We start from the raw sequence: 24,931 nt of genomic DNA, 5'->3' as shown, positions 1-24,931 counted from the left end.
GAGCTTGAGATGGGTCGCAACACCGACTCTTGGACACCCTCAGCCCATTTCACTCCTGCCACACCGACCGCACACCTTGGAATAACTCATCTAGTAGCGTGTCGTCGCTAATCGGCGGTGTACTTGCGGTGTGCTGTTCGTGGCGGGTTCCTTCCCCTTCAGCCCGCCAGAAGCGAGTCGATGGTGGCGAGGCCGAAGTCGCGGCCGGTGGCGTTGAGCCCGGCCGAGCGTGAACAGCTCAGGCGCGTGGTCCGTACGGGGTCGCATTCGGCCCAGCAGGTGCGGCGAGCACGGATTCTGCTGGAGCTGGATGAGAACGATCCCGACCGTTGCGAGCGTGGCGACCCGGTGCCCCTCCAGGAGGCGGTGGCCGGGCGGGCCGGGGTCCACGTGGACACGGTGGTGAAGGTGGCCAGGGCCTATGCCGAGCGCGGCGGCGACGTCGAGGCGACGATCAGCCGCAAGAAGCGGCTCACGCCGCCGGTCGAGCCGATCGTGACCGGCGAGGTCGAGGCCCGGCTGATCGCGCTGGCATGCTCGGCTCCGCCTGCCGGGCAGGCCCGGTGGTCGCTGCGGCTGCTGGAGAAGCATGTCGCGCTCCTCGACGACATCCCGGATCTGGATCACTCCACCATCGGGCGGGTCTTAAAAAAACGGAACTGCGTCCTCATCTGAAGAAGTGCTGGACCATCCCGCCCAAGGCCAACGGCGAGTTCGTGGCCAGGATGGAGGACGTCCTGGACGTCTACGCCCGCCCTCACGACCCCGAGGTGCCGGTGGTGTGTATGGACGAGAAGCCCTACCAGCTCCTCGCGCACGCCCGCGACCCGATCCCGGCCGCGCCGGGCAGCGACCGCAAAGAGGACTCCGAGTACGTGCGTCACGGAACCTGCTCGATCTTCGTGTGGGTCGAGCCGCTGGCCGGTCGGCGCCGAGTGGTCGCCAGGCGGCAGCGGACCCGGATCGACTGGGCACACGAGGTCGAGCACCTGCTCACCATCGACTACCCCGACGCCGAGCGGATCGTACTGGTCATGGACAACCTCAACACCCACACCACCGGATCGCTGTACGAGGCCTTCGACCCGGCCAAGGCCCACGCACTCGCGGCGCGGCTGGAGATCCACCACACCCCCAAGCACGGCTCCTGGCTCAACATCGCCGTGCGACACGATGCCGCTTGAGTGCAGCGGCACTACTCAAGGAGGTTCGGCTGATGCCGGAGACGTAGTGCTCGGTCCAGTGCGCAGGGACCGTCCCCGCCTCGGCGTGCGTCACGGGTGACCGTGGGGTGCGAAGCCCGGGGTGAAAGGCCCAAGGGCTCCCGTTCCATCCGGGAGCCACAGGCTGGGGAAGACCGGACGGGTGAAGGACTTGAACCCTCGTTGACGCCTCGTCATTAGCACTCTCGCCGATGGGTTGTGGGAGCGGGAGATAGGGGCCGGCCGCTGTGAGGCGGCGGGTGCCGCCCGGGGGGGCTATGTCGGGCGGGAGCGCACCACCGTCCCCGGGGTACAGAGGGCGCCCACCCCGGTCGTATCTGACTGATGTGGAACGTGACAACCCCGTTGGGGTCCAGGCAGGTGTTTGCCTGGTAGGTCGGCCGCAAGGCCGCCCGATGCCCCAGCGGGCGCAGGACGACCCGAGAAGCGAATGCTGGTGGCCGAAAGGCAACGGGAAACCGGGAACCTGATGCTGGCTCCTCCGCCAGTGGTTCTGGAATAACCGGCCGGATAGGGGCAGTGCCCCGACCCGAAAGGGTGCTGACGCGGGTCGGGTGAGCCTGCGAGGACGTGTTGGCCAAGGCACCGGAACCGAAGGGCAAGTTGGACACGATGACCAAGGTCAAAGTGAACGGACCGGAGGACGAGACGACCGACTGGGACGCCATCGACTGGCGGTCCCAGGAGGACGACGTACGGCGGCTACGGCAGCGGATCTTCGCGGCGTCGCGGGACGGGGACCTCAAAAGGGTTCGCAACCTGCAGAAGTTGATGCTCCGATCTCGCAGCAACGCACGGGTTGCGGTGCGGCGGGTCACCGAGATCAATGCTGGCCGCAAGACGGCCGGGGTCGACGGCGTCAGGGTGGTGGACGCGCAGCAGAAGGCCGATCTGGTCGACTGGATGCAACGCCACGCCACGCCGTGGTCACCGCGGCCGGTCAAGCGGGTGTATGTGCCCAAGAGCAACGGGCGCCGCCGTCCGCTCGGGATACCGGTGATCGCCGACAGGTGCCTTCAGGCGCTGACGGTCAACGCGCTGGAGCCCGAGTGGGAGGCCCGGTTCGAGCCCAGATCGTATGGGTTCCGGCCGGGCCGGGGCTGCCACGACGCCATCGTGGCGATCCACACCACGGCGAGCCGTACCGACGCGAAGCGTGGGTGGGTGCTCGACGCCGATCTGGCGGCGGCCTTCGACCACCTCAACCATGACCACCTCGGCGAGTCGCTGGGCACCTTCCCCGGACGGGGACTGGTGGCGCAGTGGCTGAAGGCCGGAGTGATCGAGGATGGTCGGTTCACCCCCACCGAGGAGGGCGCTCCTCAGGGTGGGGTGATCAGCCCGTTGCTGATGAACGTTGCCCTGCACGGCATGGAGAGTGCCGCCGGGGTCCGCTACCACCAGACCGGCAACCGAGCCGGGAAGACGAGGTCGGACTCCCCGGTGCTCATCCGCTACGCCGATGACCTGCTGGCCCTGTGTCACACCCGTGAGCAGGCCGAACAGGTCAAGGCACGACTTGCCAGCTGGCTGACCCCCAGGGGTCTGGTCTTCAACGAGGACAAGACCCAGATCACGCACCTGGACCAAGGTGTGGACTTCTTGGGGTTCACCATCCGGCGCTACCCGAACGGCAAGTTGTTGACCAAGCCGAGCAACGACGCGTTGCGACGGATCCGGAAACGGCTCACTGCTGAGGCCAAGGCCCTTCGCGGGTCCAACGCCGACTCGGTGATCGCCAAGCTCAACCCGATCATTGCCGGGTGGGCTGCCTACTACCGGATCGGAGCGTCCAAACGTGCCTTCGGCGCGTTGGACGCTCACCTGTGGAGACTGGTCTACAAGTGGGCCAGATTCTCCCACCCGAACAAGTCGACGCGCTGGGTGATCGCCCGGTACTTCGGCATGTTCAACCGGGCAAGGCGAGACAAGTGGGTGTTCGGCAGCCAGGAGACTGGCTTCTACCTACGCAAGTTCGCCTGGACCCCGATCGTTCGGCACCGGATGGTCGCAGGACCGGCGTCGCCAGACGACCCGGACCTGACCGACTACTGGCGACTGCGGCGTCGCCGCAACCGGCCACCACTCGGCAACCCGATGCTGCGGCTCCTACGAGCCCAGCACGGCCGCTGTCCGCTGTGTCGGGGCCTGCTGCTGCACGCCGACCGCGAGCCACAAAGCCCACGCGAGTGGGAACAGTGGCTCACGGCCACCCGCACGGCGATCCGCAAACGCGCGGTCACCGCCTGGGGAGCAGACACGCCGGACGAACGCGTCGCGACCCGTCTCATACACGCCCACTGCCAACGCCGCAGCACCAGCGGAGGCAACGGGCCCGCACTTCTGTCCACCCACGAGCCCACGGGGCTTGCTTGAGCCGGTTGCCCGGAAAGCGGGCACGGCCGGTTCTGAGGGGGCCCCGGCGCAGCAATGCGCCGGGGCTACCCGACGAGATCGAGCTCTCCGCCCTGACCCGTCAATGCCTCGACCGGCGCATCGATGACCTCGACGATCTCAACACCGAGCTCGCCGCCTGGCAGAACGCCACCAACGCCGACCAGCGGCAAGTCGACTGGCACTTCACCACCAGCGACGCCCGCACCCGCCTACGACACCTATACCCCGCCTATTAGAAGCGACGCTCTACTAGTTGCGACGTCCTAGCCGAGGTTGATTGACCAGGCGTCCAGCCTGCCGACGTTGCGAGCGACGGCGTCGTGGATCTTGAGCCTCCAGATGCCGGCCCGCTTCTCCTTCGACAGGTCGACGACGTAGGTCCCGACCAGGTTGTCGGTCCCACCGCCGGTGCGGTTGTGCAGGCGGTAGACCGAGCCGTCCGGGGCGACCAGCGAGACGATGAGATTGCCTCGGGCGGGGTGCTTGATGTTGACGCCCACCTTCGACCTGGCGGAGGCGCGGCCGGTGCAGTTCAGCCTCACCTGTCGGGTGGTCGTGCGGTGATCTCTGATCGAGGCGTCCGTGCGGTCGACGCGTGAGCACGGTCCGACGAGGGCGTTGGCCTTCGCATGGATCAGGTTCCGGAAGTGGCTGACCTGGGCGTAGATGCCGGGCACGTCCGGGCGGGCGCAGCCGGTGCCCCAGGACACGATGCCCACCTGGACCCAAGCGCCGGACGCGTCCTTGCGGACCATCGGGCCGCCGGAGTCGCCCTGGCAGGAGTCCTTGCCGCCGTCGTCGTACCCGGCGCAGATCTCGGTCGTCGGGTTGAGGTCGGTGCCGTAGACCTCGGCGCAGCTCGCGTCGCTGACGAACGGCACATTGACCTTGAGCAGCCGGTCGCTGCCCGAGCCGCCCTCGCTGGTCGCGCCCCAGCCCATGACCTTGAACAGACCGCCGTCGTACGCCGTGGACGGCGTCATCGGGAGCAGCTTCACGCCAGCGATCTTGCGCTGCAGCCGGATCAGTCCCCAGTCGTTGCCGAGGTCGCCGGCGTCGTACACGTAGTTCGAGCGGACCGTCGGGCCCTCGCCAAGGTCGACGTCGCCGTACTCGACCACGACGTCGGTGTCCGGGCCGGTGCCCTCCAGGCAGTGTGCGGCGGTCAGGATCAGGTCCTCGCGGATGAACGCCCCGCCACACGTCCATTCACCGTGGTAGTCGTAGTGGACGACCCACGGGAACTCGCCCTGAGCCGCGGGACTGCCGCCGACGATCTGCGGCCCGGCGGGTTGGCTGTCATCGTCGGCGGTGGCCGGCGCGAGCACGCCGAGCGCGACCGCGAACCCGAGCAGAACACCGAGGAGCCGTACCCGGCTGCGGTTGTCATCGATCGTCGCTGGCATGACCGAACGTTAGCCCTAAGCCGCCTCGCCTTCAGCCTCCTGAAATGCTCGGAGATCGAGGAATTTCGATGACGTGCCATTCATAGAAGAGTTGTTGCGGGAAGCGACTGTCACCAATGTTTCTGCTGCCACCATCGATCCCAGGGCGAACGATCGGCGGCTTCGGGGCACTCGGACCCACCGTTCGCAAAAGCGACAATGTCGCGAATGTCCGATTAGGGCTTTACGAAGGAGCACTGGAGTGCTTCGCTTTCTAATCGTTAGTCCGACTCAAGTTTCTCGGGAGACGTGATGGACGCGAGCACAGTGCAGGTGGCGGCGCAGCAGCGCCGAATCGCGCGCTCGCACCGTTTCCTGATCCGCCTCGGAATCCTCGCCGCCGCCTTCGCTGCCGCCTTCCTGGCCGGCACCACGGCGGCCGAGGCCGACGAGCAGGACGCCGCCTCGGAGGTTGTCCAGGACGAGGCTGGCACGGACCTGACCGGCACTGTTGCCGTCGTCACCGAAATCGTGGCCGAGACCTCCGAGCTGGTCGAGGACGTGCCCGCCGCAGGCGTCACATCGCCGGTCGTAGAGGCCGCGGCACACGCTGTTCGCGGGGTTGCCGCTGCCAGCGACAAGGCTCTCGGTGGCGCCGGGGCCGGCGGCTCCGATCTGGTCGCGAATGCCCTGCAGGTGGTGTCCCAGGCCGTCGCGCCGGGAGGCCATCCGGAGGACGACTCGAGCGCCGAGGTTCCGGCTCAGCAGGCTCCGGCTCCCCAGACTGCAGCTCCGCAGACTCCGGGTCACCAGAATGCCGTCGAGCCGTTCGTGCCGTCCGCTGTCGATGAGTTCGAGCGGGACCATCGGCAGGTTTTACCGCTTCCGTCGGTGATCGCTCGCCCGGCCGCCGCGCGTACGGCGGCTGGTTCGGCAGCCGCTGACCTGCGGCCGGAGTCCGACGCCGCCGTACCGGTCGAGGCGCCGGCGGCAGGCTTGCCGGACCTCGGCGGCGGTATCCCGCTGAGCGAGCTCTTGAGCGGTGACCAAGGCATGGTCTCCGGCGCGGGCGGAGCCGTGGCGGACCGCGCGACGCCCGACTCGACCTGTTATCGCGACGGTGCAGACCTCGTCGCCGACCCGGTCCGCACCGACACCCAGCCCCACAGCGAGCCAGTGACCAGGCCTGGGTTCGCCCCCGACTGAGCCCTCGCTACAAGCACCTGAGGCAGTCCCCGCCAGGGAGGTCCCCATGGGACCGGACTGGCGTTCCCCAACGCACTACTTGTAGCAAGGAGTAAAACGATGAACCCCCGTATCCGAAAAGCTTCCATAGCCTCTTTCCTCGCAGCCAGCCTGCTCGGAATGAGCGGAATCGCAGCTCACGCGGTCGGCACCGACGCGGCTGCGCCTGAGACAAGCACTCAGCATGCGCCGTACGTGCCGGACACTCGCAGCGCCGCCGACTCGGCCGAGGACCCCATTCCGGGCCTGCCGGACCCGTCCGGACTCACCCTGCAGGAACTGATCAACCTGATCCTGGGCGGCCTCGGCTTGCCGCCGCTGCCGCCGCTGCCGCTGCCTGACCTGCCGCTGCCACAGCTGCCGGTGCCCGACCTGCCAGTGCCGCCGCTCCCGCCGCTGCCCGAGCCGCCGCTGCCGCCGCTGCCTCCGCTGCCTCCGCTGCCGGCGCAGACGACGCTGCCGCCGCCACCGCCGCCTGAGCCGCCGGTCCCGCCGGTGCCCGAGCCGCCGGTCCCGCCGGTGCCCGAGCCGCCGGTCCCGCCGGTCCCTGAGCCGCCGGTCCCGCCGGTGCCCGAGCCGCCGGTCCCGCCGGTCCCTGAGCCGCCGGTCCCGCCGGCCCCTGAGCCGCCGGCCCCTGAGCCGCCGGTCCCGCCGCTGCCCGAGGCGCGGTGACGGCTCCCGGTCCCAGTTGGCCCGAAGGTTGTCGTCGACTCGGAAGACGGCAACTAGGCGGCTGCCGGACGGCGACTCGGTTGCCGTTCGGCAGCAGCGGAAGCAACGGCGAGGAGCGCGAAAGCGTTCCCGGCACCCACGGCGTCCTCGGAAACGCCTCAGGTCACCTCGTCAACGCTTCTCGTCAAGCCTCTAAAGCAGGCCACGACCGATGCAGAAAGCCGCCCGCCGCGACCTGATCTGGTTGCGGCGGGCGGCTTCTGCTTAATAGTCCCGACCGGATATGCCTGGCGCGCCATTTCACACTGCCGCGAGGCGGTCGGCGTTACAGTCGAATCCCTGGGACAGCGGAGGCCGTCGTGGAGCCACGCGACCACGCGAAAAGAACAGCCACAAGACCGGCCACCAGGTCGTGCCCGCATCTCAGCCGATCCCGATGAACCGGCGCACCTGGTCGAGACATTCCAGGTGGCGACCGCGGTGCTGCCGCACCGGCGGCAACTGGTCATCGCGCTCATTGACGAGGAAGATCGCATCTGGGAGCTGGCCGCTGGCAGCCCTGAACGCGTCGTCGCCGCAACCGCGCTCAAGGGCTACCAGGCAAAGCTCAGTGGCGACGAGCACCGACTGCTGAAGCACCTAAGGGCCGAAGGTGAGAACCGGCGCCGGGCCGGGCGCCGCACCGCCGAACGCCGGGTACCGTGCCCGGTCTGTGCCGCCGAGCTGGGGCTGCCGTGTCGCGACGCCCACGGGGAACCCGCCAGCCGCAACCACATCGCCCGCCGCCGCCGGTGGATCGGGCACCTCGCAGCGACGCCCCGATCAGTGATCAACACCCGTCGAGTGTCGGCGCCCAGGACTTGGGTTGAGGGAGCGTTGGTTTGGCTGTCTTTGGGCGGTGATCTCCGCGTGGGCGGCAATCCTGTTCGCCCCGACCCTGGTCGGCACCATCTACGGCATGAACTTCGACGTCATGCCGGAGCTGAAGTGGAGGCTCGGATATCCCTTCGCTCTTGCCCTGATGGCTGTTGTGTGCGGCGGTCTCTACCTGGTGTTCAAGCGTCGTGGATGGCTGTGACTGCCGATCAGGCTCAGACTCGGTAGTTTCGTGTCGAGAAGGAGTGTGGCCGATGACCGGCAGTCTTTCCGAGTGGCCACCAGCGGCGTGGTGGCGCCCATCGGTCCGAGTGGCGGCCGCTCTGGCGCCGCTGCTGACCTGCGCAATCCTGTCGACAGTCCGCGACGAGGTCACGGCAGCGACCTCGGTGTTGATCCTGGTCCTGTGGGTGGTGGCCGCCGCTGCGACCGGCGACCGGGTGGCCGGGCGTCGCCGCCGCACTCTCGGCTGGCGCCTGGTTCAACTTCTTCCTCACCGTGCCCTATCTGAGCTTCACCATCGACGGCGCCGACAGCATCGAAACGGTGGTCCTGCTCGTAGTGATCGGCCTTGCGGTGACCAAGGTCGCCCTGTGGGGTTACCGGCAGCAGGAGCAGGCATCCCGGCGCTCCGGCTACCTCCATGGGGTCGTCGGAGCCGCCCGCGCGGTCGCTGAGGGAGACGTGCCCAGCGAGGTGCTAGTCGACGTCGTGGCACGTCATATCACCGAGGTTCTCTCCGCCAGCAGCTGCAGGTACGTCGGCGGCCCGGTTCTGGATGCGCGAGTCACCGTTCTGGACCACGACGGTGCTGACCCGCGGCGGTCACGCTGTCGACGTCGAGCGGGTCGGGCTGCCGACCGACGAGTACGTCGCCGTCCCGGTACAGCGAGACTCTGAAGTCGTCGGCCACTTCCTGGTCACCGCGACCTCGCACGTGACGTACCCGACCCGCGAACAGCGCCGCGTCGCCGTCCTCCTGGCAGACCAGATCGCCACCACCGTCTAGGAGTCGCCTGTCTGAAGTGGCAGGGGTCAGGGGAGTTCGGTGTGACGCCAGACCTTGCCTGCCGAGATGAGCAGGATGAGCGCGAGGGCGGCGATCAGAGCTTGGCTCGCGACGTACTGGAGCAGTGCACCTCCGGCTACGGCGCCGACGATCGACCCGCTCCCCATCACCATCACGAAGCGATGGTTCTCGCGGATCACCGTGAACGTGCTGTCGCGGCTGTAGCGCGCGAAGGCGACCACCATCGTGGGCAGCGACACCAGCAGTGAGAGGCTGCCCGCGAGCTGGATCTCGGCGCCGAAGAGCAAGACGATGGTCGGGATCAACAGCTCGCCGCCGGCCACGCCCATGAACGCGGCAACCATCCCGATCAGGGCCCCGGCGATGACCCCAGCGACCGCTCTGGGCGCCGGCGGAAGATCGAGGGTGTCGACGTCAGCGAAGTGGGTGATGGCCAGGACCACCGCCATCACCACCAAGAGCAGCGCTAGGACGCGGTGCAGGGTGCGCGTGTGCATTCGGGTGGCCCAGCCCGCCGCCAGCCAGGCGCCTACCAGGGAACCGGCGAGAAGGTTGACGGCGATCGACCAGTGCGCTGTGACCTCATTCCACGGGACCGCGAACGCCCGCGAGGGCAGCGCGGCGACTACCACGATCAGGCTCATCGCCTTGTTCAAGATCACGGCCTGGAGCGCAGCGAACCCGAACAAATGCCATCAGCAGGGGCAGCCGGAACTCGGCGCCGCCCAGACCGATCAGCCCACCCAGGATCCCGATTGAGCCGCCGGCGGCGAATGGCCAAGCCAGCGACTGCCGCCGAGCATGGACTCCCGCCTCCGTGGCGGCCGGCGGATCGGTCATAGCTGCCAGTGTGCCGCAGCGCCAGAAGAGCCGAGGATCCCTGTGATGGCGGCCGCGGTGTCAGCAGGGCTGGCCGGTCAGCCGGCTTGCCGTTGGGGTCACAGGTCGCTCTTGCCGAGCGATGTGATCTGGATTGGCTGTGGGCGCGAGACCGCAGATTCAGCCGGGGACTCGTTCGGGCTGCAGCAGCCGTCGGCACACCCGCCGTCGCCGCAGCCGCACCCGTGGCTGGTGTGGAGGCTGGTCGCTGTAGGTGCGCAGCAGCCCTCGCCGCGCCAGGCCTCGCGGCCCTCCTTGACCGCAACCGCGGCGATGATCAGGCCGGCGACGGGGTCTGCCCAGGACCAGCCGACGGTGGCGTTGAGGACGAGTCCGATCAGCAGGACCGCGGACAGGTAGGTGCACAGCAGGGTCTGGGTGGAGTCGGCGACCACTGCGTTGGAGCCCAGTGCCTTGCCGGTACGTCGTTGGGCCCAGGACAGGAAGGGCATCACCAGTAATGAGACTGCGGCCAGGCCGATGCCGACCGGTGAGGGGTCGGGTTCGGCGCCGGTGACCAGGGCGCGGAGGGACTCGAAGGACACGTAGGCGGCGAGTGCGAAGAACGAGATCGCCATCAGCCGCAGCGCCTGACGTTCCCGGGTCTCGGGCAGCTTGTGGCGGAACTGCCACAAGATGATCAGTCCGCTGGAGACCTCCACCATGGAGTCCAGGCCGAAGCCGATCAGGGCGACCGAGCCTGCGATCACGCCGGCGGTGACCGCGATGACGGCCTCGACCACGTTGTAGGCGACCGATGCGCCGGCCAGCAGTTGGGCCTGCCGGCCTAGACGGGCACGCTCCTCAGCGGTCGGGGTCGGCGTCGCGGCAGGGGTCGGTGTTGAGGTGCTCACTGGGCATCCTTGAGTGTGGCGGTTCCGTAGTTGGGGCACAGCGCGACCGCGTCGCCGGTCAGTTCCAATAGGCGCTCGGTGGCCGCGAACACCGCCATGACAGCGTCGGTGTGGTTCAGCGAGTAGACCGAGGCGCGGCCAACCGGCCGCGACGTCACCAGGCCGCAGTCGCGCAGACAGGCCAGGTGCTTGGACACGGTGCTCTGGGCCAGACCCAGATGTTCGGTCAGGTCGACCACCCGGTGCTCACCCATGCTGAGGTGCCGCAGGATCGCCAGCCGTGACGGGTCGGAGAAGCCGTGGAACAGACACGCGGCCGGAGTCAGCGCGTCTGCCTCGGATCCGAGGTCGACCTCCCGGGTCCCGTCGACCGAGAGACCATTCATCGCCATTTGGCGATGTTAACACGATTCCTGTGACTTGCGGTGGGTCAGGTGTGTCGTGGTGCGTACATGATCACGGCGACGCCGGCGAGGCAGATTGCAGCGCCGGCGAGGTCATAGCGGTCGGGTCGGTAGCCGTCTAGTGCCATGCCCAGGCCAGGGAGCCGGCGCCTTCCACGCCCAGCCGCGGTCTTCGCGCACCCCTTGCCAGACCAGCCATGCGCCACCGATCTCGGCGATCGCGGCAGCGAGGAACAGAGGCAGCGAGCGTGCGAGATCCATGGCGCCTATTGTGTCGCTCCGAACAGGTCGGCCATCAGCGGCGCGGCGGCTTCCGGGGCTCGCACCGCCAGCTCCAGCCGGTCCGGGCTGAGATGCAGCGTGAAGTCGAAGAACGCGCAGCAGCCCTGCTCCGCGACGGCCAGCGCGGCGACCTCGCCAGCCAGCTCCGCCGAGGCTGGGAAGGTCACTCGCACGCCGTCGGCGACGTCCTGGCGGTCCGACGCTTGAGCAAGCAGTGCCTGCCACTGCTCGGTGCGCTCGACCAGCTGGGCGCCGGTCAACGTGCAGGCCACCGGCGTCTCTCGCCACGCCAGATCCTCCCGACCGTCCTGGTCCAGCGGAGGTGACATGGTGAGCTCCACCAAATCCGGACCGGCCGCCCCTGACGCAGGTTCGCGGTTGGCGACGCATCCGCAGCCAGGACCGCAGGCGCCAGCTGGAGCGACGGTGGACAGCTGCGCGCGCGCCGTAGCCAGCTGGGCCGCGAACGCCGCCAACTCGGCGCGGCGCCGATCGGTCTCGTCCATTCGCTGCGCGACCAGTGGCAGCATCCGCTCGCGCACGTGCGCGCACACTCCCGACTCCCACGCGCCGAGCAGGTCGCGGATCTCCTCCAACGGCAACCCGAGCGCCTTGGCGGAGGAGATGAACTCCAACCGCCGCGCCGAGGCGTCGTCGTACACCCGATAGCCGGCCTCCGTCCGCCCGGCGGGCAGTAGGCCAGCCGACTCGTAGTAGCGCAAGGTGGTGGCAGGCACGCCGGAGCGTTCGGCCAGCTGCGAGATCCGATACGTTCCCATGCCAAGGACCGTAAACCTTCAACTCGACTCGAAGGTCAAGTCGCGGACTGGAGTAGCGATGGGAAACGTGAGCTCGGACAGCGCGGAGCTGGACAACGCGGGGATGGTCCAGGTCTGGGACGGGCAGGTCGGTCGAGACTGGGTCGCTGAGCAGGACCGGTATGCCCGCATGAACGCCGGCTTCACCGAGATGCTGCTGGCCGCCGCCGCGGTGCAGCCCGGGGAGCGGGTCCTGGAGGTCGGGTGTGGCTTCGGAGCGGTGGCGTACCGGCTCGGTGAGCTGGCCGGACCAGCCGGAGAGGTGGTCGGCGTCGATGTGTCCGGGCCGATGCTCGAGGTGGCCGCCGAGCGTGCAGCCGATCTGGCGCAGGTCTCCTTCCGCCACGACGACGCCCAAGAAGGCGACCTGGGCGAGGCGTCGTACGCCCTCGCAGTCAGCCAGTTCGGCGTCATGTTCTTCGCCGACCCCGCCAAGGCAATCGGCAACATCGTCTCTGCCTTGCGACCCGGTGGCCGGCTGGCCTTCACCTGCTGGCAGGACATGTCGCTTCAGCCACGCATCGTGGTTCCAGCAGCCGCGGCACTCACCCACATTCCGGTCCCCGAGATGGATCAGGACTTCTGGGGCCTCAAGGCGTTCTCCCTCGCCGATCCCCAGGCCATCGAGGACCTGCTGGGACACGCCGGACTCGCCGACATCCGGATCGAGCCAGCGACGTCCCCGGAGTACCTCGGCTCCGATGTGGCCGACACCGTCGAGTTCATGCGCCGCACCGAGTTCGGGCAGCTTCTCTTCGCCGACGTCGACAACCAGACCGCCGAACGCGGCTGGGACGCGGTCGCGACCGCCCTCACCGACCACCAGACCTCCGATGGGGTCTACCTGGACGGCGCCGCCTGGCTGGTTACTGCTCGGCGGGAGCCAGCCTGACCGCAGCGTCGGTCTTAGTGTCGGTCCCTGCGTCGGCGATCGTCGTCCGCGCGGTGGCCGCAGCCAGTGCCGTGGTGATGGGTACGGCGGCAATCAGCCCGAGGGTGGCAACCACGCTGCGGACGATCTCCTGGGCGATGACCTGGGTGGAGACGACATGGCCGAGGGAGCTGTCGTTGGCCGAGATCAGGATGAGCAGCGGCAGCGATGATCCCGCATAGGCAAGCACGATCGTGTTGATCACCGAGGCGATGTGGGAGCGGCCGACGCGGGTGCCGGCACAGTAGAGGTCGGTGAATCGGTAGTCCGGGTTGGCGCGGGCGAGCTCGGTGACGGTGGCGGCCTGGGTGACGGTGACGTCGTCGAGGACGCCGAGTGAGCCGATCACGATGCCGGCGAGCAGCAACCCCTCGGTGTTGACGCTGTGGACCATGCCCAGGTACGTCGACGACTCGTCGGCGAAGCCCGTCAGGTGCAGGCTAGCCACGGAGACCGAGGCGAGTACGCCGGTCAGGGTCAGGCTCGCCAACGTCCCGAGGACCGCGACGGACGTGGAAAAGGCGAACCCGTGGGTCAGATAGAGAACAGTCAGCATGATCGCCGCCGATCCCACGATCGCCACCAGCAGCGGCGACTCGCCGGCCAGGATCGCGGGGACCACGAACAGCAGGAGCAGTACGAAGGTCACCGCGAGCCCGATCAGAGCCGACAGTCCGCGCCATCGAGCGAAGGCGATCACGGCCAGGACGAAGGCGATTGCGAGGAGCCACAGTCCGTTGCTGCGCTGGTGATCGACGATTGCGTACGTCGGGCCGTCCGGGGTGGGGGTCGTGATGAGGACGACCTTGTCACTCTCCTCCACTGATGGTGCGCCCGGACCGTTGGGCAGGGCGACCTGAACCTCTTTGTCCTTGTCGGCTCCTTCTGACAGTCGCACCCAGGCGGTGCCGCATCCGTTGTCGGTCCCGTTGTCCGTCCCCTCAGCGGCTGACTGATCCTGCCCGCTGGTCCCGGGCGGCTCGGGACATGGCACGTTCTCGACGTCGACAACCACGCCGCGGAACTGGTCGGCGCGGCCTGACTCTTCGACGGCGTCGGCGCCTGACGGCCAGAGCCAAATCAGGGCCACGAGCGTGACCAACCCGGCCGGAACAATCACCGACAGCGCAACCCGGCGCATCCGCCGAGTGTCGTCACCGGTGTGCCAGTGGTGATGCGAGTCCATAACCGGGAGCCCTCCGCATTCTGTAGGTCGACGAACCAGGATGGTGGCGAGTTTGCCCAGCCTGGGCACGGCAGCGGACGCCGATCCTAGTGGGTGGCGCAAGCCCAGTGCCGAGATCAACCTTGGCCCGAAAGCAGCTCACCCCCACCTCCGGCGCTTGCCGGAGGCGGGGGTGAAGGCCGTGTCCGAGGGGGGACTTGAACCCCCACGCCCTAATACGGGCACTAGCACCTCAAGCTAGCGCGTCTGCCAATTCCGCCACCCGGACGAGTGACCGACCGGTGGGTTTCCCCGCCGGATCAGCGGCGGTAACTGTAGCAAAGCCGGGGCCGATTCCCCGCATCGGCCCGGGTGTACGACGGGGTGTCAGGATGGGCATATGGCGCCGGACGCTGATGCCCCCACCTACGCCCCGACCTATGACCCCGCCGCGGAGGTCGTGGACCTGTGCCGCGACCTGATCCGGATCGACACCTCCAACTATGGCGATGCCGAGGGACCGGGGGAGCGGAAGGCGGCTGAGCACGTCGCGGCGCTGCTGGACGAGGTCGGCATCGAGAGCCGGCTCTACGAGTCCGAGCCGGGCCGGACCTCGCTCGTGGCGCGCTGGGGTGGGGTCTCGACAGGCTCGGCAGGCGAGAGGTCGCCCTTGCTGCTGCACGGCCACCTCGACGTCGTACCCGCGGCGGCCGAGGACTGGCAGGTCGACCCGTTCGCCGGCGAGATCAAGGACGGCTACCTATGGGGCCGCGGGACCGTCGACATGAAGGACTTCGACGCGATGCTGCTCTCGGTGGTCCGGGCCCGGACCCGGGCCGGCCGGCTCCCGGAGCGCCCGATGGTGCTCTGCTTCACCGCCGACGAGGAGGCGGGCGGCCACAAGGGCGCGGAGTTCCTGATCGAGGAGCACCCCGACGAGCTGGCCGACTGCAATGAGGCGGTCGGGGAGGTGGGCGGCTTCACGACGACGGTTCGCGGCCAGCGGATCTACCTGATCGAGGCCGCCGAGAAGGGCATGGCTTGGATGCGGCTCACCGCCCGCGGCACCGCCGGCCACGGCTCGATGATGAACCGCGACAACGCGGTGACCGAGCTGGCCGCCGCGGTCGCCCGGATCGGTGCCTACGAGTGGCCGGTGCGGCTGACGCCGACCATGGAGGTGCTGCTGGCGGCAGTGGCGTCGGTCGCCGGCACCGAGGCGACGCCGGAGAACGCCGAGTCGCTGGTCGAGGAGTTCGAGAGCTCGGCCCGGATGCTGGGTGCGGTCATCCGGAACACGCTCAACCCGACCATGCTCGACGCCGGCTACAAGGTGAACGTGATCCCGACCGAGGCGGCCGCGCATATCGACGGCCGGTTCCTGCCGGGGTTCGAGGACGAGTTCTTCGACACCTTGGCGGAGCTGTGCGGAGACCGGATCTCGGTCGACTACGTCAGCCACCAGCAGCCCTGGGAGTCGCCGGCGGACGGGCGGCTGATGGACGCGATGACCCGGTCGATCCTGGCCGAGGACCCGGACGGCGTGGTCGCGCCGTACCTCATGAGCGGTGGGACCGACGCCAAGCACTTCCGCAAGCTCGGCATGCAGTCCTACGGCTTCGCGCCGCTCCGGCTGCCGCCCGACCTCGACTTCGGCTCGCTGTTCCACGGCGTCGACGAGCGGGTGCCGGTCGATGCGCTGGAGTTCGGTGCCCGCGTCTTCGACCGGTTCCTCGACCAGGCCTGACTCGCCGTCAGGTCCCGGTGACCTCGCGGGCGACCTGGATCAGCCGCTGCAGCGCGGCCTTGGCCTCCTCGCGCCGGGCGAGTGCGTCCTGGTAGCCGCGCGAGTCGTTGATCTGTTCGGTCGCGTCGAGGGCGGACTCGGCCGCCCGGATCAGCGCGGGCTCGCCGACGATCAGCTGGACTCGAGCTAGCTGCTGCGAGGCGAGTGCCTTGAGCCGGTAGGAGTCGAGCCGAGCAGCCTGCCGGGACTCGGTCTCCGGCCCCTCTCGATGCCGGGCCCGATTGATCTGGGCGGTGTCGAACTCGATCAGGGCCGAGATCAACGCGCTGAGGACCTCACGCTGCTCGTCACGGGCCCGGAATCGCTCGGACCGCCTTGCGGCACTCACGCTGAGGAAGTGGGTAAGCAGGACACCGATCACGATGCCGGCGAGCGTGAAGACGCTGCTGGCCAGAGCTGAGCCGTCCACCGTCACCCGGCGCGCAGCTGGCGGATGATCTTGCGGCGGAGTATGACCCGACGAGTGCCGTCGGGCGTGATCCGCACCCGGGCCAGCTCCCAGCCGCCGTGCTCGGCGCGCTCCACGAGCATTCTGGTGACCACGTTGCGGGAGAAGTCACGCGGCAGCGTGATCCGCTCAAACTCCCACTCGACCGCGCGGCCGAGCCGCGCCCTGGCGCTCATCCGCCCTCTCCGGAGACGTCGTCGAGTGCCTCGACCAGCTCGACCGGGAGCTCGGCGTCGCCGAGTGCCAGGACCGGCTTCAGCTGGGCGGCGGTCCGGGCGCCCACGATCGGCGCCGTGACGCCCGGGCGGTCGCGGACCCAGGCGAGGGCCACCTCCAGCGGCGTCCAGCCCAGGCCGTCGGCGGCCCGAGCCACGGCCTCCACCACTCGGCGGGCGTGCCCGTCGAGGTAGCCGCGGAGCATGGTGCCGTCGTCGGACGCGCCTCGCGAGTCGCTGGGGGTGCCGGTGCGGTACTTGCCGGTGAGGACGCCCTTGGCGAGCGGTGAGTAGGGGAGGACGCCGAGACCACACGCCTGCGCGGCGGGGATCACCTCGTCCTCGACACTGCGGCTGAGCAGCGAGTACTCGATCTGCGTGGAGGCCAGCCGTGCGCGGCCCGGCACCGCCTGCTGCCACGTGGCCGCGCGGGCGGTCTGCCAGCCGGTGTAGTTGGAGATGCCGACGTACGCCGCGCGGCCGGTCGCGACGGCGGTGTCGAGCGCGGCCAGGGTCTCCTCGAGCGGGCAGTGCTCGTCCCACACGTGCACCTGCCACAGGTCGACGTGGTCGACCCCGATCCGGTCCAGCGACAGGTCGAGCTGGGTGAGCAGGCGGCCGCGCGATGCGTCGTACGTCGCCCGGCCGTTCCGGGTCCCGAAGCCGCCCTTGGTCGCGATCACCACCTCGTCGCGCGCGATGGCGGTGCCCAGGAGCCTGCCGAGCATCTCCTCGGAGGCGCCGCCGCCGTAGATGTGGGCGGTGTCGAGCAGCGTCCCGCCGGCGTCGACGTACGCGGTCAGCTGGTCGTGTGCCTCGTGCTCGTCGGTCACCGTGCCCCAGGTCATCAGGCCGAGGCCGAGTCGGGACACCTTGAGACCGGTGGAGCCGAGCGCACGCTGCTGCATAGGCAGAACCGTAACCAGGACGGCCCAACTCTGCTCCCAGTTCCGCTCCGGAGTGTCGGTGTGGCGGGTTAGGCTCCGGCGGACATTTCAAAGGGGGACCTCATGACCGACCCGCACACCTCGCCATCCGCCGGCCAGGAGCCGGCTGCTCCGGGGAGCATGACCGCCGGGCTGCCGGCGTACGACGCACGCCAGCCCGGGCCGGGCTCGCCATACCCGCAGGGCCCGCACTGGGCGCCGCCACACCAGCGGCCGCCGTCGAAGACCATGGCGGGCTGGGCGCTCGGACTGAGCTTCGTCCCCGCCGGAATCACCTTGTTGCTGGCAGCGATCTTCGCGTTCATCGTCCTCGGCCGCTCCAAGGACGGCCGCGACCACGGCAAGGGCATGGCGATCGGCGCGCTCTGCATGGTGGCGGTGTGGATCGTCGCCATCGTCGGCCTGATCGCCCTCGCCGTCACCACGGATGCGGACCGCAACAGCAGCGGAGCCATCGAGGAGGAAGGGCGGCTAAACGCCCAGGCGCTGCGGGCCGGCGACTGCTTCCAGCTGCCGGACGGCGAGGAGGTGTTCACCGTCGATGCGATTCCATGCGCCGAGTCGCACCAGGCCGAGGTCTACGCGGTCATCGAGCTCGCCGAGGGTGAGTTCCCCGGCAACGAGCAGGTGACGAATCAGGCCGACCAGCGCTGCGCGAAGCGCTTCAAGGCGTTCGTCGGTACGGCGTACGGAGACTCGGACTTGGAGATCTTCCTGCTGACGCCGACAAAGCGCTCCTGGCAGCTCGACGATCGAGCCATCACCTGCGCGGTCACCATGCCCGGCAACCAGTCGACAACTGGATCCCTGCGGAACGCCGGACGGTGACCCCCTAGGGTGGGGCACCGTGTTCGACTTCTTCAAGGCCGTGGTGCTGGGGACGCTGCAGGGCCTGACCGAGTTCCTGCCCATCTCCAGCAGCGCCCACCTGCGGATCTTCCCTGAGCTTTTCGGCTGGGGCGACCCGGGTGCGGCGTTCACCGCCGTGATCCAGATCGGCACCGAGCTTGCGGTGCTGATCTACTTCCGCCACGACATCTGGCGGATCGGCTCGTCGTGGGTGAAGGCGCTGTGGCAGCCAGAGCTGCGCAGCCAGCCTGACACCAAGATGGGCTGGTACATCATCGTCGGCTCGATGCCGATCGTGGTCCTCGGCGTCATCCTCAAGGACGTCATCGAGAGCGACTTCCGGAGCCTGTGGATCATCGGTACGACGCTGATCGTGCTCGGCGTCCTCCTCGGCGTCGCCGACCGGTTCCGGCCGACGAACAAGTCCGCCAAGCACATCCGGATGTTCGACGCGGTGTGCATGGGCGCCGCCCAGGCGTGTGCGCTGATCCCCGGTGTGTCCCGGTCCGGAGCCACGATCTCGATGGGCCGCTTCCTCGGCTTCGACCGGCAGTCGTCGACCCGGTTCGCGTTCCTGCTCGCGATCCCGGCCGTGGTCGGTGCCGGCCTGTTCGAGCTGAACGAGATCCCGAACGGCGACAACTCCTACGGCTGGGGCCCGACCATCGTGGCGACGATCGTGTCGTTCGTCGTCGGGTACGCCGCGATCGCGTGGCTGCTGAAGTACGTCGAGACGAAGTCGTTCATGCCGTTCGTGGTCTACCGGGTGATGCTCGGTGGCGGCACGCTGATCCTGGTGGCCGCAGGCGTGCTGGCCTCGGGCGGCTAGCCGAGCTCAGAGCCAGCCGGACTTCTTGAAGAAGACCAGCGCGGATAGCGACGACAGCGCCATCAGCCCGACCGCCATCGGGTAGCCGAGCATCCAGTGCAGCTCCGGCATGTGGTCGAAGTTCATGCCGTAGACGCCGGCGACCAGCGTCGGCATCGCCACCAGTCCGACGCCGGCCGAGATCTTGCGCATGTCGTCGTTCTGCTGGACCGAGACCCGGGCCAGGTGAGCGTCGAACGCCGTCGACAGCAGGCCGTCGAGGGTGTCGACGGTCTCCGCGACGCGAGTCAGGTGGTCCAACACGTCACGGAAGTACGGCGCGGCCTTCTGGTCCATCCCGTCCACGACGCCGCCGGCGGCCCGGCGCAGCGGGTCGCGCAGCGGCAGCACCGCGCGGCGTACCTCCGCGATCTCGCGCTTGAGGGTGTAGATCCGGATGGAGTCGTTGGTGCGCTCCGGGGAGAACACCGACGCCTCGACCTCGTCGACGTCGATCTCGAGCGAGGCGGCGACCCGCAGGAAGCCGTCGACCACGGTGTCGCAGATCTTGTAGACGACCGCGGTCGGGCCGTGCTCCAGGATCTTGCTGTGCTCCTCGAGGTGCATCCGGGAGCTGTGCAGCTCAGTGCCCTCGCCGTACCGGACCGACACGACGTAGTCGGGGCCGACGAACAGGCTGATCTGGCCGGTCTCGACGGCGTCCTGCTCGTCGACGTACCAGAGCGTCTTCAGGACCAGGAAGAGCATCCCGTCATAGCGCTCGAGCTTCGGCCGCTGGTGGGCGTGCAGCGCGTCCTCGACGGCGAGGCCGTGCAGGTCGAAGACCTTGGCGACCCGGTCGATCTCGTCCTCGGTCGGGTCGTGCAGACCGATCCACACGAAGTCGCCGTCGGTCGCGCTGGACCGGACCGTGGTCAGGTCCGAGATGTCGCAGCCGAGCGGGACCCGGACACCCTCCCGGTACAGCGCGTTGTCGACGATCACGTTGTCAGGCTAGTCCCACTAGGGTCGCGGTCATGGCAACCGTGATCCTTGTGCGCCACGGGCGGTCCACGGCCAACACGAGCGGCGTGCTCGCCGGCCGGGCCCGCGGCGTACACCTCGACGACGTGGGCCGCGACCAGGCTCGAGCGGCGGGGGAGCGGGTCGCCGGACTGCCGGTGGCGGCGATCGTCACCAGCCCGCTGGAGCGCTGTCGGGAGACCGCCCGCGCCGTCGCCGCGGTGCTGGCAGACCCGCCCCAGCCGGTCACCGAGCGCGGCCTGCTCGAGTGTGAGTACGGCGAGTGGCAGGGCCGGCCGATCGCCGAGCTCGCTAAGGAGAAGCTCTGGAAGGTGGTCCAGCAGCAGCCGTCCGCGGTGACCTTCCCGGGCGGCGAGTCGATGCCCGCGATGCAGGCGCGGGCGGTCGCCGCCGTACGCCGCTGGGACGACCGGGTCACCGCCGAGCACGGCCCGGACGCGGTCTGGATCGCGGTCAGCCACGGCGACATCCTCAAGTCGATCCTCGCCGACGCGCTCGGCACCCATCTCGACCAGTTCCAGCGGATCCAGGTCGACCCGGCCTCGATCTCGATCGTCCGGTACACGCCGGTGCGGCCGTTCGTGCTCGGCATGAACACGCACGCGGGCTCGCTCGACTGGCTGCGGCCGCCCAAGCGTCGGCGCGGCCGCCGTCCGGCGACCGCGGACGACGCCGTCATCGGCGGTGGCGCTGGTCCGACGGCAGTCGCCGAATAGGCTGAGCCCATGTCACCCGTCGTCCATGGCTTCGACCCGCCGGAGCGGTTCGTCGCCGGCACCGTCGGCCCGCCGGGCCAGCGGACCTTCTTCCTGCAGGCGCGCAGCGGCCAGCGGGTAGTGACCGTCGCCCTGGAGAAGCAGCAGGTGCAGGCGCTCGCCGAGCGCGTCGACGAGCTCCTCGACGAGGTGATGCGCAGCCAAGGCTCGGCGACGCTGATCCCGGCGGTGGCGCCGGTCGGGCTCGAGGACGCCGAGCCGCTCGAGCAGCCGATCGAGGAGGAGTTCCGGGCCGGCACGATGACGCTCTCCTGGGACCCCGGCGACGACCGCGTGGTGATCGAGGTGTTCCCGTTCACCGAGGCTGCGGTCGTATCGCCGGACCAGGTCGACGAAGAGATCGAGGAGCCGGAGCCGGACGAGATCTTCCTGGTTCGGATCACGCCGGGCGTGGCGCGGGCCTTCGTGAAGCGTGCCTCGCAGGTGCTGGACGCCGGCCGGCCGAGCTGCCCGTTCTGCGGGAACCCGATCGACCCCGACGGCCACCTGTGCGTGCGGGCCAACGGGTTCCGTCGCCGCGACCCGTCGTGAGCAGCGGCGAGCGGGTCGTCGCATCCGCCTCGGACCTCGCCGGCGAGCTGACCCTAGTTGGCCGGATCATGCCGGCCTCCAACGCGACCTTCCTGGCCGAGGTGGACGGCGTACGCGTGGTCTACAAGCCGACGGCCGGCGAGCGCCCACTGTGGGACTTCCCGGACGGCACCCTCGCCCAGCGCGAGGTCGCGGCGTACGTCGTCTCCGAGGCGCTCGGCTGGGACGTCGTACCCCTGACCTTCCTGCGCGAGGGTCCGCACGGACCGGGCATGGTCCAGGTCTGGCAGGATCCCGACCCCGACCTGGCGCCGGTCGACCTGGTGCCTGAGGGCGTCGTCTCGGAGGGCTATCTGCACGTCCTGGACGCTTTCGACGCCGATGACCGGCCGGTCTCGCTGGTCCATGAGGACACGCCCGCGCTGCGCCGGATGGCGGTGTTCGACATCGTGGTCAACAACGCCGACCGCAAGGGTGGACACGTGCTCGCGATGTCCGGCGGCCACCGGTACGGCGTCGACCACGGTGTGACCTTCCACACCGAGAACAAGCTCCGGACCGTGCTCTGGGGCTGGCTCGGCGAGCCGCTGCTGGACGACGAGCGAGCCGCCTTGGAGGCGCTCCGAAGCGACCTTCGCGAGAGTCTTGGCGAGCGGCTGGCCACACTGCTGGACGACGACGAGATCGACGCCGTCGACCGCCGCTGCGCCCGGCTGCTGAGGGCCGGCCGGCTGCCCGCACCGAGCGGGTCCTGGCCGTCGATCCCGTGGCCGGCCTTTTGACGGTCGTTGGCTAGGCTGCACGACATGCGTACGTGGTCTGCTCCGGCGGTGCCCTCTCTGTCGGTGGCCGGCCCCTCAGTCTCCCTGTTCGACACGACCACCGGCGAGGTCGTGGAGACCCGCCCGGACGGCGCGGCGCGCCTCTACGTCTGCGGGATCACGCCGTACGACGCGACCCACATGGGCCACGCGGCGACCTACGTCGCTTTCGACCTGCTCAACCGCGCCTGGCGCAACGCCGGCCACGACGTGGTCTACGTCCAGAACGTCACCGACGTCGACGACCCGCTCCTGGAGCGCGCGACCAAGGTGCACGTCGACTGGCAGGAGCTCGCCGAGCGCGAGACCCAGCTGTTCCGCGACGACATGGAGGCGCTGCGGGTGCTGCCGCCGGAACACTACGTCGGTGCCGTGGAGTCGATCCCGCTCGCGATCGCGCTGATCGCGAAGTTGCAGGCCGCTGGGGCGACGTACACCGTGGACGGCGACCTCTACTTCTCGGTGACCGCGGACGCCACGTTCGGCGAGGTTTCGCGGCTGGACCGCGACACAATGCTGGCGCTGTTCGGCGAGCGCGGCGGCGACCCGGACCGCGACGGCAAGAAGGACCCGCTCGACTGCGTGCTGTGGCTGTCCGAGCGTCCCGACGAGCCGTCGTGGGACAGCCCGTTCGGCCGCGGCCGGCCAGGCTGGCACATCGAGTGCTCGGCGATCGCGCTCGAGCACCTCGGCCACGCCTTCGACGTCCAGGCCGGCGGCAACGACCTGGTCTTTCCGCACCACGAGATGTCGGCCGGGCACGCCCAGGTCGCGCACCCGGCCGCGCGGTTCGCGCAGGTGTACTCGCACGCCGGGATGGTCGGGTACGACGGCGAGAAGATGTCGAAGTCGAAGGGCAACCTGGTCTTCGTCTCCGCCCTGCGCAACTCCGAGGTCGACCCGATGGCGATCCGGCTCACCCTGCTCCGCAAGCACTACCGCAGCGACTGGGAGTGGACCGACGACCTGCTCTGGGACGCCGTCGACACCCTCGATGTCTGGCGGCCGCTACTGGCGCTGGAGGCCGGCGCACCGGCTGGTCCGGTCGTCGACGCCGTACTCACCGCGCTCGCCAACGACCTCGACGCGCCCACCGCCGTCGCCGCTGCGCAGGCCTGGATGGACGCCACCGACTCCGGCGACCGCACCGAACCCGGCAGCCCCGCCATCATCCGCACCCTCCTGGACGCCACCCTCGGCCTCGACCTCTGACGCCCACCCGGCCGGTGTTGACGCCTGAGCGCGCTGACCCGGCCCGTCTTCACGCCCAGCAACGCTGACCCGGCCGGTGTTCACGCCCAGCAACGCTGACCCGGCCGGTGTTCACGCCCAGCAACGCTGACCCGGCTGTCAATGCCGGCCGGGTCAGCGATCTGCGGGCGTCGAGACGGGCCGGGTCGACGGCCTGCGGCGTCAACACGGGCCGGGTCGACGACCTACGGCGTCAACACGGGCCGGGTCGACGACCTGCGGCGTCAACACGGGCCGGGTCAGCGGCCTACGGCGTCAACACGGGCCGGGTCGGCGAATGTCAGGACTCGTCGGTGCCGCGGCGCTTGAGGTAGCGCTCGAACTCGCGGGCGATGGCTTCGCCGGAGGCTTCGGGGAGGTCGGTGGTGTCGCGGGTCTCTTCGAGGGCGCGGACGTAGTCGGCGATGTCCTCGTCCTCTTCGGCGAGCTCGTCGACGCCACGCTCCCAGGCCTGAGCCTCGTCGGGGAGGTCGCCGAGCGGGATGCTGATCTCCAGCAGGTCCTCCAGCTGGCCGACCAGGGCAAGCGTCGCCTTCGGGCACGGCGGCTGCGCGACGTAGTGGGGTACGGCGGCCCAGTACGACACGGCGGGGATGTCCAGCCGGACGCACGCGTCCTGGAAGACGCCGACGATGCCGGTCGGCCCTTCGTACGACGACTGCTCGACCTTGAGCTTGTCGACGATCTCCGGCTCGGTGGCGGTGCCGGTGACCGGGATGGGCCGGGTGTGAGGGGTGTCGGCGAGAAGCGCGCCCAGGGTGATCACCAGCTCGCCGCCCAGCTCGTCACACGCCGCCAGCAGCTCGGCGCAGAACTGCCGCCAGCGCATGTTCGGCTCGATGCCACGGATCAGGATCACGTCGCGGTCAAGGCCGGGCGGGCTGGCGATCGCGATCTGGGTCGAGGGCCAGGTGATCCGCCGGTGCCCGTTCTCGTCGGTGCCGACGATCGGCCGGTTCATCTGGAAGTCGTAGAAGTCCTCGGGGTCGATCGCGCCGACCACCTTCGCCTCCCAGACCTTCAGCAGGTGGTCGACCACGGACGACGCCGCGTCGGCCGCGTCGTTCCAACCTTCGAACGCGGCGATGACCACCGGGTCGACCAGGTCGCTGAGGTCCTCGATCTCGATCACCCGACCCACCCTAACCAGGCGGCGGCAGCGGCGAGGATTTCGCCGCACGGTGAGGACGGTGGAACGATGAAAGAGTCGTTCACGATGCGGGAATGCCGTCCAGCCTGTGGACGTCGTACCTAGCCTGGATGTGGACGGGTA

Annotated in this window: 27 protein-coding genes, 1 tRNA gene and 4 pseudogenes; 18 read left to right on the top strand and 14 right to left on the bottom strand. The window is 69.3% G+C overall.

Annotated elements, in window-relative coordinates:
• The first annotated feature begins 180 nt into the window (after positions 1 to 180).
• From DDV73_RS28585 to DDV73_RS02185, 4 genes are all read left to right on the top strand, one after another.
• A complete protein-coding gene (locus tag DDV73_RS28585; protein ID WP_206050660.1) occupies positions 181 to 675 on the top strand; it encodes a helix-turn-helix domain-containing protein in 495 nt (164 codons plus the stop codon).
• Positions 564 to 1,184: an IS630 family transposase gene (locus tag DDV73_RS28580; protein WP_206050659.1), complete on the top strand. Its 621-nt coding sequence runs from the start codon at positions 564 to 566 to the stop codon at positions 1,182 to 1,184. Before DDV73_RS28585 ends, DDV73_RS28580 begins: the two co-directional genes overlap by 112 nt.
• A gap of 651 nt (positions 1,185 to 1,835) precedes the next feature.
• Positions 1,836 to 3,599, top strand: coding sequence for a group II intron reverse transcriptase/maturase (ltrA, locus tag DDV73_RS02190; protein ID WP_109505620.1), 1,764 nt, complete (start codon positions 1,836 to 1,838; stop codon positions 3,597 to 3,599).
• Positions 3,596 to 3,856, top strand: a complete 261-nt coding sequence (locus DDV73_RS02185; protein WP_206050658.1) for a hypothetical protein — start codon at positions 3,596 to 3,598, stop codon at positions 3,854 to 3,856. Before ltrA ends, DDV73_RS02185 begins: the two co-directional genes overlap by 4 nt.
• Positions 3,857 to 3,883: 27 nt before the next feature.
• On the opposite strand, the gene DDV73_RS02180 is transcribed toward DDV73_RS02185, so the two are convergent.
• Entirely contained in the window at positions 3,884 to 5,026 is a 1,143-nt protein-coding gene (locus DDV73_RS02180; protein ID WP_109505614.1) for a trypsin-like serine protease, read from the bottom strand.
• Positions 5,027 to 5,317: 291 nt separating this feature from the next.
• Here DDV73_RS02180 and DDV73_RS02175 point away from each other — a divergent pair, with 291 nt between their 5' ends.
• Positions 5,318 to 6,211: a hypothetical protein gene (locus DDV73_RS02175; protein WP_154402571.1), complete on the top strand. Its 894-nt coding sequence runs from the start codon at positions 5,318 to 5,320 to the stop codon at positions 6,209 to 6,211.
• A gap of 159 nt (positions 6,212 to 6,370) precedes the next feature.
• Positions 6,371 to 6,922, top strand: a complete 552-nt coding sequence (locus DDV73_RS27675) for a hypothetical protein (RefSeq protein WP_154402570.1) — start codon at positions 6,371 to 6,373, stop codon at positions 6,920 to 6,922.
• 423 nt (positions 6,923 to 7,345) lie between these two features.
• Here DDV73_RS27675 and DDV73_RS02165 read toward each other — a convergent pair whose 3' ends face one another.
• Positions 7,346 to 7,561 carry a hypothetical protein gene (locus DDV73_RS02165; protein WP_109505612.1) on the bottom strand — a complete coding sequence of 72 codons (216 nt, stop codon included), beginning with the start codon at positions 7,559 to 7,561 and terminating at the stop codon, positions 7,346 to 7,348.
• On the opposite strand from DDV73_RS02165, the pseudogene DDV73_RS29790 reads away from it, so the two are divergent.
• From DDV73_RS29790 to DDV73_RS28980, 4 genes and pseudogenes are all read left to right on the top strand, one after another.
• Positions 7,457 to 7,726 (top strand): annotated as a pseudogene (locus tag DDV73_RS29790) (zinc finger domain-containing protein); the annotation flags it as partial. The gene DDV73_RS02165 and the pseudogene DDV73_RS29790 overlap by 105 nt on opposite strands.
• Before the next feature lie 94 nt (positions 7,727 to 7,820).
• Positions 7,821 to 8,000: pseudogene (locus DDV73_RS02160) on the top strand (CorA family divalent cation transporter); the annotation flags it as partial.
• Between the two features lie 296 nt (positions 8,001 to 8,296).
• A pseudogene (locus tag DDV73_RS29650) lies at positions 8,297 to 8,368 on the top strand (hypothetical protein); the annotation flags it as partial.
• Positions 8,369 to 8,576: 208 nt separating this feature from the next.
• Entirely contained in the window at positions 8,577 to 8,807 is a 231-nt protein-coding gene (locus DDV73_RS28980) for a hypothetical protein (RefSeq protein ID WP_240617053.1), read from the top strand.
• 26 nt (positions 8,808 to 8,833) lie between these two features.
• Here DDV73_RS28980 and DDV73_RS02150 read toward each other — a convergent pair whose 3' ends face one another.
• The 5 genes and pseudogenes from DDV73_RS02150 to DDV73_RS02130 all read right to left on the bottom strand — a co-directional run bounded on the left by DDV73_RS02150 (position 8,834) and on the right by DDV73_RS02130 (position 12,026).
• Complete coding sequence (locus tag DDV73_RS02150) at positions 8,834 to 9,490, bottom strand: sulfite exporter TauE/SafE family protein (protein WP_206050657.1); 657 nt, start codon at positions 9,488 to 9,490, stop codon at positions 8,834 to 8,836.
• A 276-nt stretch (positions 9,491 to 9,766) separates the two neighbouring features.
• On the bottom strand, positions 9,767 to 10,561 hold the full coding sequence (locus tag DDV73_RS02145) for a cation diffusion facilitator family transporter (protein ID WP_109505610.1): 795 nt from the start codon (positions 10,559 to 10,561) through the stop codon (positions 9,767 to 9,769).
• On the bottom strand, positions 10,558 to 10,953 hold the full coding sequence (locus DDV73_RS02140; protein WP_109505609.1) for a metalloregulator ArsR/SmtB family transcription factor: 396 nt from the start codon (positions 10,951 to 10,953) through the stop codon (positions 10,558 to 10,560). The genes DDV73_RS02145 and DDV73_RS02140 overlap by 4 nt, the downstream gene beginning before the upstream one ends.
• A gap of 38 nt (positions 10,954 to 10,991) precedes the next feature.
• Positions 10,992 to 11,226: pseudogene (locus DDV73_RS02135) on the bottom strand (YnfA family protein).
• Positions 11,227 to 11,231: 5 nt separating this feature from the next.
• Positions 11,232 to 12,026 carry a MerR family transcriptional regulator gene (locus tag DDV73_RS02130; protein ID WP_109505608.1) on the bottom strand — a complete coding sequence of 265 codons (795 nt, stop codon included), beginning with the start codon at positions 12,024 to 12,026 and terminating at the stop codon, positions 11,232 to 11,234.
• 67 nt (positions 12,027 to 12,093) lie between these two features.
• On the opposite strand from DDV73_RS02130, the gene DDV73_RS02125 reads away from it, so the two are divergent.
• Positions 12,094 to 12,957: a class I SAM-dependent methyltransferase gene (locus DDV73_RS02125; protein ID WP_161962263.1), complete on the top strand. Its 864-nt coding sequence runs from the start codon at positions 12,094 to 12,096 to the stop codon at positions 12,955 to 12,957.
• On the opposite strand, the gene DDV73_RS02120 is transcribed toward DDV73_RS02125, so the two are convergent.
• Together DDV73_RS02120 and DDV73_RS02115 are read right to left on the bottom strand one after the other, a co-directional pair.
• Positions 12,932 to 14,182, bottom strand: coding sequence for a YibE/F family protein (locus tag DDV73_RS02120; RefSeq protein ID WP_206050656.1), 1,251 nt, complete (start codon positions 14,180 to 14,182; stop codon positions 12,932 to 12,934). The two genes, DDV73_RS02125 and DDV73_RS02120, sit on opposite strands and share 26 nt — an antisense overlap.
• A 182-nt stretch (positions 14,183 to 14,364) precedes the next feature.
• Positions 14,365 to 14,450: transfer RNA gene (locus tag DDV73_RS02115), tRNA-Leu, on the bottom strand.
• Between the two features lie 111 nt (positions 14,451 to 14,561).
• On the opposite strand from DDV73_RS02115, the gene DDV73_RS02110 reads away from it, so the two are divergent.
• The gene (locus DDV73_RS02110) at positions 14,562 to 15,908 is read left to right on the top strand and encodes a M20/M25/M40 family metallo-hydrolase (protein WP_109505606.1); all 1,347 of its coding nucleotides are present in this window, start codon (positions 14,562 to 14,564) and stop codon (positions 15,906 to 15,908) included.
• A 7-nt stretch (positions 15,909 to 15,915) separates the two neighbouring features.
• On the opposite strand, the gene DDV73_RS02105 is transcribed toward DDV73_RS02110, so the two are convergent.
• The 3 genes from DDV73_RS02105 to DDV73_RS02095 are packed head-to-tail and all read right to left on the bottom strand — an operon-like array spanning position 15,916 to position 17,539.
• The gene (locus DDV73_RS02105; protein ID WP_109505605.1) at positions 15,916 to 16,377 is read right to left on the bottom strand and encodes a hypothetical protein; all 462 of its coding nucleotides are present in this window, start codon (positions 16,375 to 16,377) and stop codon (positions 15,916 to 15,918) included.
• Positions 16,378 to 16,379: 2 nt separating this feature from the next.
• Entirely contained in the window at positions 16,380 to 16,592 is a 213-nt protein-coding gene (locus DDV73_RS02100; protein ID WP_109505604.1) for a DUF5703 family protein, read from the bottom strand.
• Positions 16,589 to 17,539, bottom strand: coding sequence for an aldo/keto reductase (locus DDV73_RS02095; RefSeq protein WP_109505603.1), 951 nt, complete (start codon positions 17,537 to 17,539; stop codon positions 16,589 to 16,591). The genes DDV73_RS02100 and DDV73_RS02095 overlap by 4 nt, the downstream gene beginning before the upstream one ends.
• A 102-nt stretch (positions 17,540 to 17,641) precedes the next feature.
• Here DDV73_RS02095 and DDV73_RS02090 point away from each other — a divergent pair, with 102 nt between their 5' ends.
• Both DDV73_RS02090 and DDV73_RS02085 read left to right on the top strand, forming a co-directional pair.
• Positions 17,642 to 18,406: a septum formation family protein gene (locus DDV73_RS02090; protein WP_109505602.1), complete on the top strand. Its 765-nt coding sequence runs from the start codon at positions 17,642 to 17,644 to the stop codon at positions 18,404 to 18,406.
• Between the two features lie 19 nt (positions 18,407 to 18,425).
• A complete protein-coding gene (locus DDV73_RS02085) occupies positions 18,426 to 19,256 on the top strand; it encodes an undecaprenyl-diphosphate phosphatase (RefSeq protein WP_109505601.1) in 831 nt (276 codons plus the stop codon).
• 6 nt (positions 19,257 to 19,262) lie between these two features.
• Here the strand turns inward: DDV73_RS02085 and corA are convergent, their stop codons facing one another.
• On the bottom strand, positions 19,263 to 20,240 hold the full coding sequence (corA, locus tag DDV73_RS02080; protein WP_109505600.1) for a magnesium/cobalt transporter CorA: 978 nt from the start codon (positions 20,238 to 20,240) through the stop codon (positions 19,263 to 19,265).
• Positions 20,241 to 20,272: 32 nt separating this feature from the next.
• Here corA and DDV73_RS02075 point away from each other — a divergent pair, with 32 nt between their 5' ends.
• From DDV73_RS02075 to mshC, 4 genes are read left to right on the top strand one after another with little or no spacing between them, the layout of a single operon-like run.
• The gene (locus DDV73_RS02075) at positions 20,273 to 20,995 is read left to right on the top strand and encodes a histidine phosphatase family protein (protein ID WP_109505599.1); all 723 of its coding nucleotides are present in this window, start codon (positions 20,273 to 20,275) and stop codon (positions 20,993 to 20,995) included.
• A gap of 9 nt (positions 20,996 to 21,004) precedes the next feature.
• The gene (locus DDV73_RS02070) at positions 21,005 to 21,586 is read left to right on the top strand and encodes a DUF3090 domain-containing protein (RefSeq protein WP_109505598.1); all 582 of its coding nucleotides are present in this window, start codon (positions 21,005 to 21,007) and stop codon (positions 21,584 to 21,586) included.
• Positions 21,583 to 22,368, top strand: a complete 786-nt coding sequence (locus DDV73_RS02065) for an SCO1664 family protein (RefSeq protein ID WP_276310074.1) — start codon at positions 21,583 to 21,585, stop codon at positions 22,366 to 22,368. The genes DDV73_RS02070 and DDV73_RS02065 overlap by 4 nt, the downstream gene beginning before the upstream one ends.
• 24 nt (positions 22,369 to 22,392) lie before the next feature.
• A complete protein-coding gene (gene mshC, locus DDV73_RS02060) occupies positions 22,393 to 23,619 on the top strand; it encodes a cysteine--1-D-myo-inosityl 2-amino-2-deoxy-alpha-D-glucopyranoside ligase (protein WP_109505597.1) in 1,227 nt (408 codons plus the stop codon).
• A gap of 319 nt (positions 23,620 to 23,938) precedes the next feature.
• Here the strand turns inward: mshC and DDV73_RS02055 are convergent, their stop codons facing one another.
• Complete coding sequence (locus tag DDV73_RS02055; protein WP_109505596.1) at positions 23,939 to 24,790, bottom strand: PAC2 family protein; 852 nt, start codon at positions 24,788 to 24,790, stop codon at positions 23,939 to 23,941.
• Positions 24,791 to 24,931: the final 141 nt, after the last annotated feature.

Origin of the sequence: Nocardioides speluncae, from assembly GCF_003121585.1 — a bacterium.
GTDB classification, from domain to species: Bacteria; Actinomycetota; Actinomycetes; order Propionibacteriales; family Nocardioidaceae; genus Nocardioides; species Nocardioides speluncae.
Note: the sequence above shows the minus strand (reverse complement) of the source record. Positions and strands in the feature narration are given on the sequence as shown.

What these genes read in the sequence shown, in the direction of transcription:
- DDV73_RS28585 (WP_206050660.1), top strand. Translation starts at nt 181, where the DNA reads ATGGTGGCGAGGCCGAAGTCGCGGCCGGTGGCGTTGAGCCCGGCCGAG.
- ltrA (WP_109505620.1), top strand. Translation starts at nt 1,836, where the DNA reads ATGACCAAGGTCAAAGTGAACGGACCGGAGGACGAGACGACCGACTGG.
- DDV73_RS02180 (WP_109505614.1), bottom strand. Translation starts at nt 5,026, where the DNA reads ATGCCAGCGACGATCGATGACAACCGCAGCCGGGTACGGCTCCTCGGT.
- DDV73_RS02175 (WP_154402571.1), top strand. Translation starts at nt 5,318, where the DNA reads ATGGACGCGAGCACAGTGCAGGTGGCGGCGCAGCAGCGCCGAATCGCG.
- DDV73_RS27675 (WP_154402570.1), top strand. Translation starts at nt 6,371, where the DNA reads ATGAGCGGAATCGCAGCTCACGCGGTCGGCACCGACGCGGCTGCGCCT.
- DDV73_RS28980 (WP_240617053.1), top strand. Translation starts at nt 8,577, where the DNA reads ATGCGCGAGTCACCGTTCTGGACCACGACGGTGCTGACCCGCGGCGGT.
- DDV73_RS02140 (WP_109505609.1), bottom strand. Translation starts at nt 10,953, where the DNA reads ATGGCGATGAATGGTCTCTCGGTCGACGGGACCCGGGAGGTCGACCTC.
- DDV73_RS02130 (WP_109505608.1), bottom strand. Translation starts at nt 12,026, where the DNA reads ATGGGAACGTATCGGATCTCGCAGCTGGCCGAACGCTCCGGCGTGCCT.
- DDV73_RS02120 (WP_206050656.1), bottom strand. Translation starts at nt 14,182, where the DNA reads ATGGACTCGCATCACCACTGGCACACCGGTGACGACACTCGGCGGATG.
- DDV73_RS02110 (WP_109505606.1), top strand. Translation starts at nt 14,562, where the DNA reads ATGGCGCCGGACGCTGATGCCCCCACCTACGCCCCGACCTATGACCCC.
- DDV73_RS02100 (WP_109505604.1), bottom strand. Translation starts at nt 16,592, where the DNA reads ATGAGCGCCAGGGCGCGGCTCGGCCGCGCGGTCGAGTGGGAGTTTGAG.
- DDV73_RS02095 (WP_109505603.1), bottom strand. Translation starts at nt 17,539, where the DNA reads ATGCAGCAGCGTGCGCTCGGCTCCACCGGTCTCAAGGTGTCCCGACTC.
- DDV73_RS02090 (WP_109505602.1), top strand. Translation starts at nt 17,642, where the DNA reads ATGACCGACCCGCACACCTCGCCATCCGCCGGCCAGGAGCCGGCTGCT.
- DDV73_RS02075 (WP_109505599.1), top strand. Translation starts at nt 20,273, where the DNA reads ATGGCAACCGTGATCCTTGTGCGCCACGGGCGGTCCACGGCCAACACG.
- DDV73_RS02070 (WP_109505598.1), top strand. Translation starts at nt 21,005, where the DNA reads ATGTCACCCGTCGTCCATGGCTTCGACCCGCCGGAGCGGTTCGTCGCC.
- mshC (WP_109505597.1), top strand. Translation starts at nt 22,393, where the DNA reads ATGCGTACGTGGTCTGCTCCGGCGGTGCCCTCTCTGTCGGTGGCCGGC.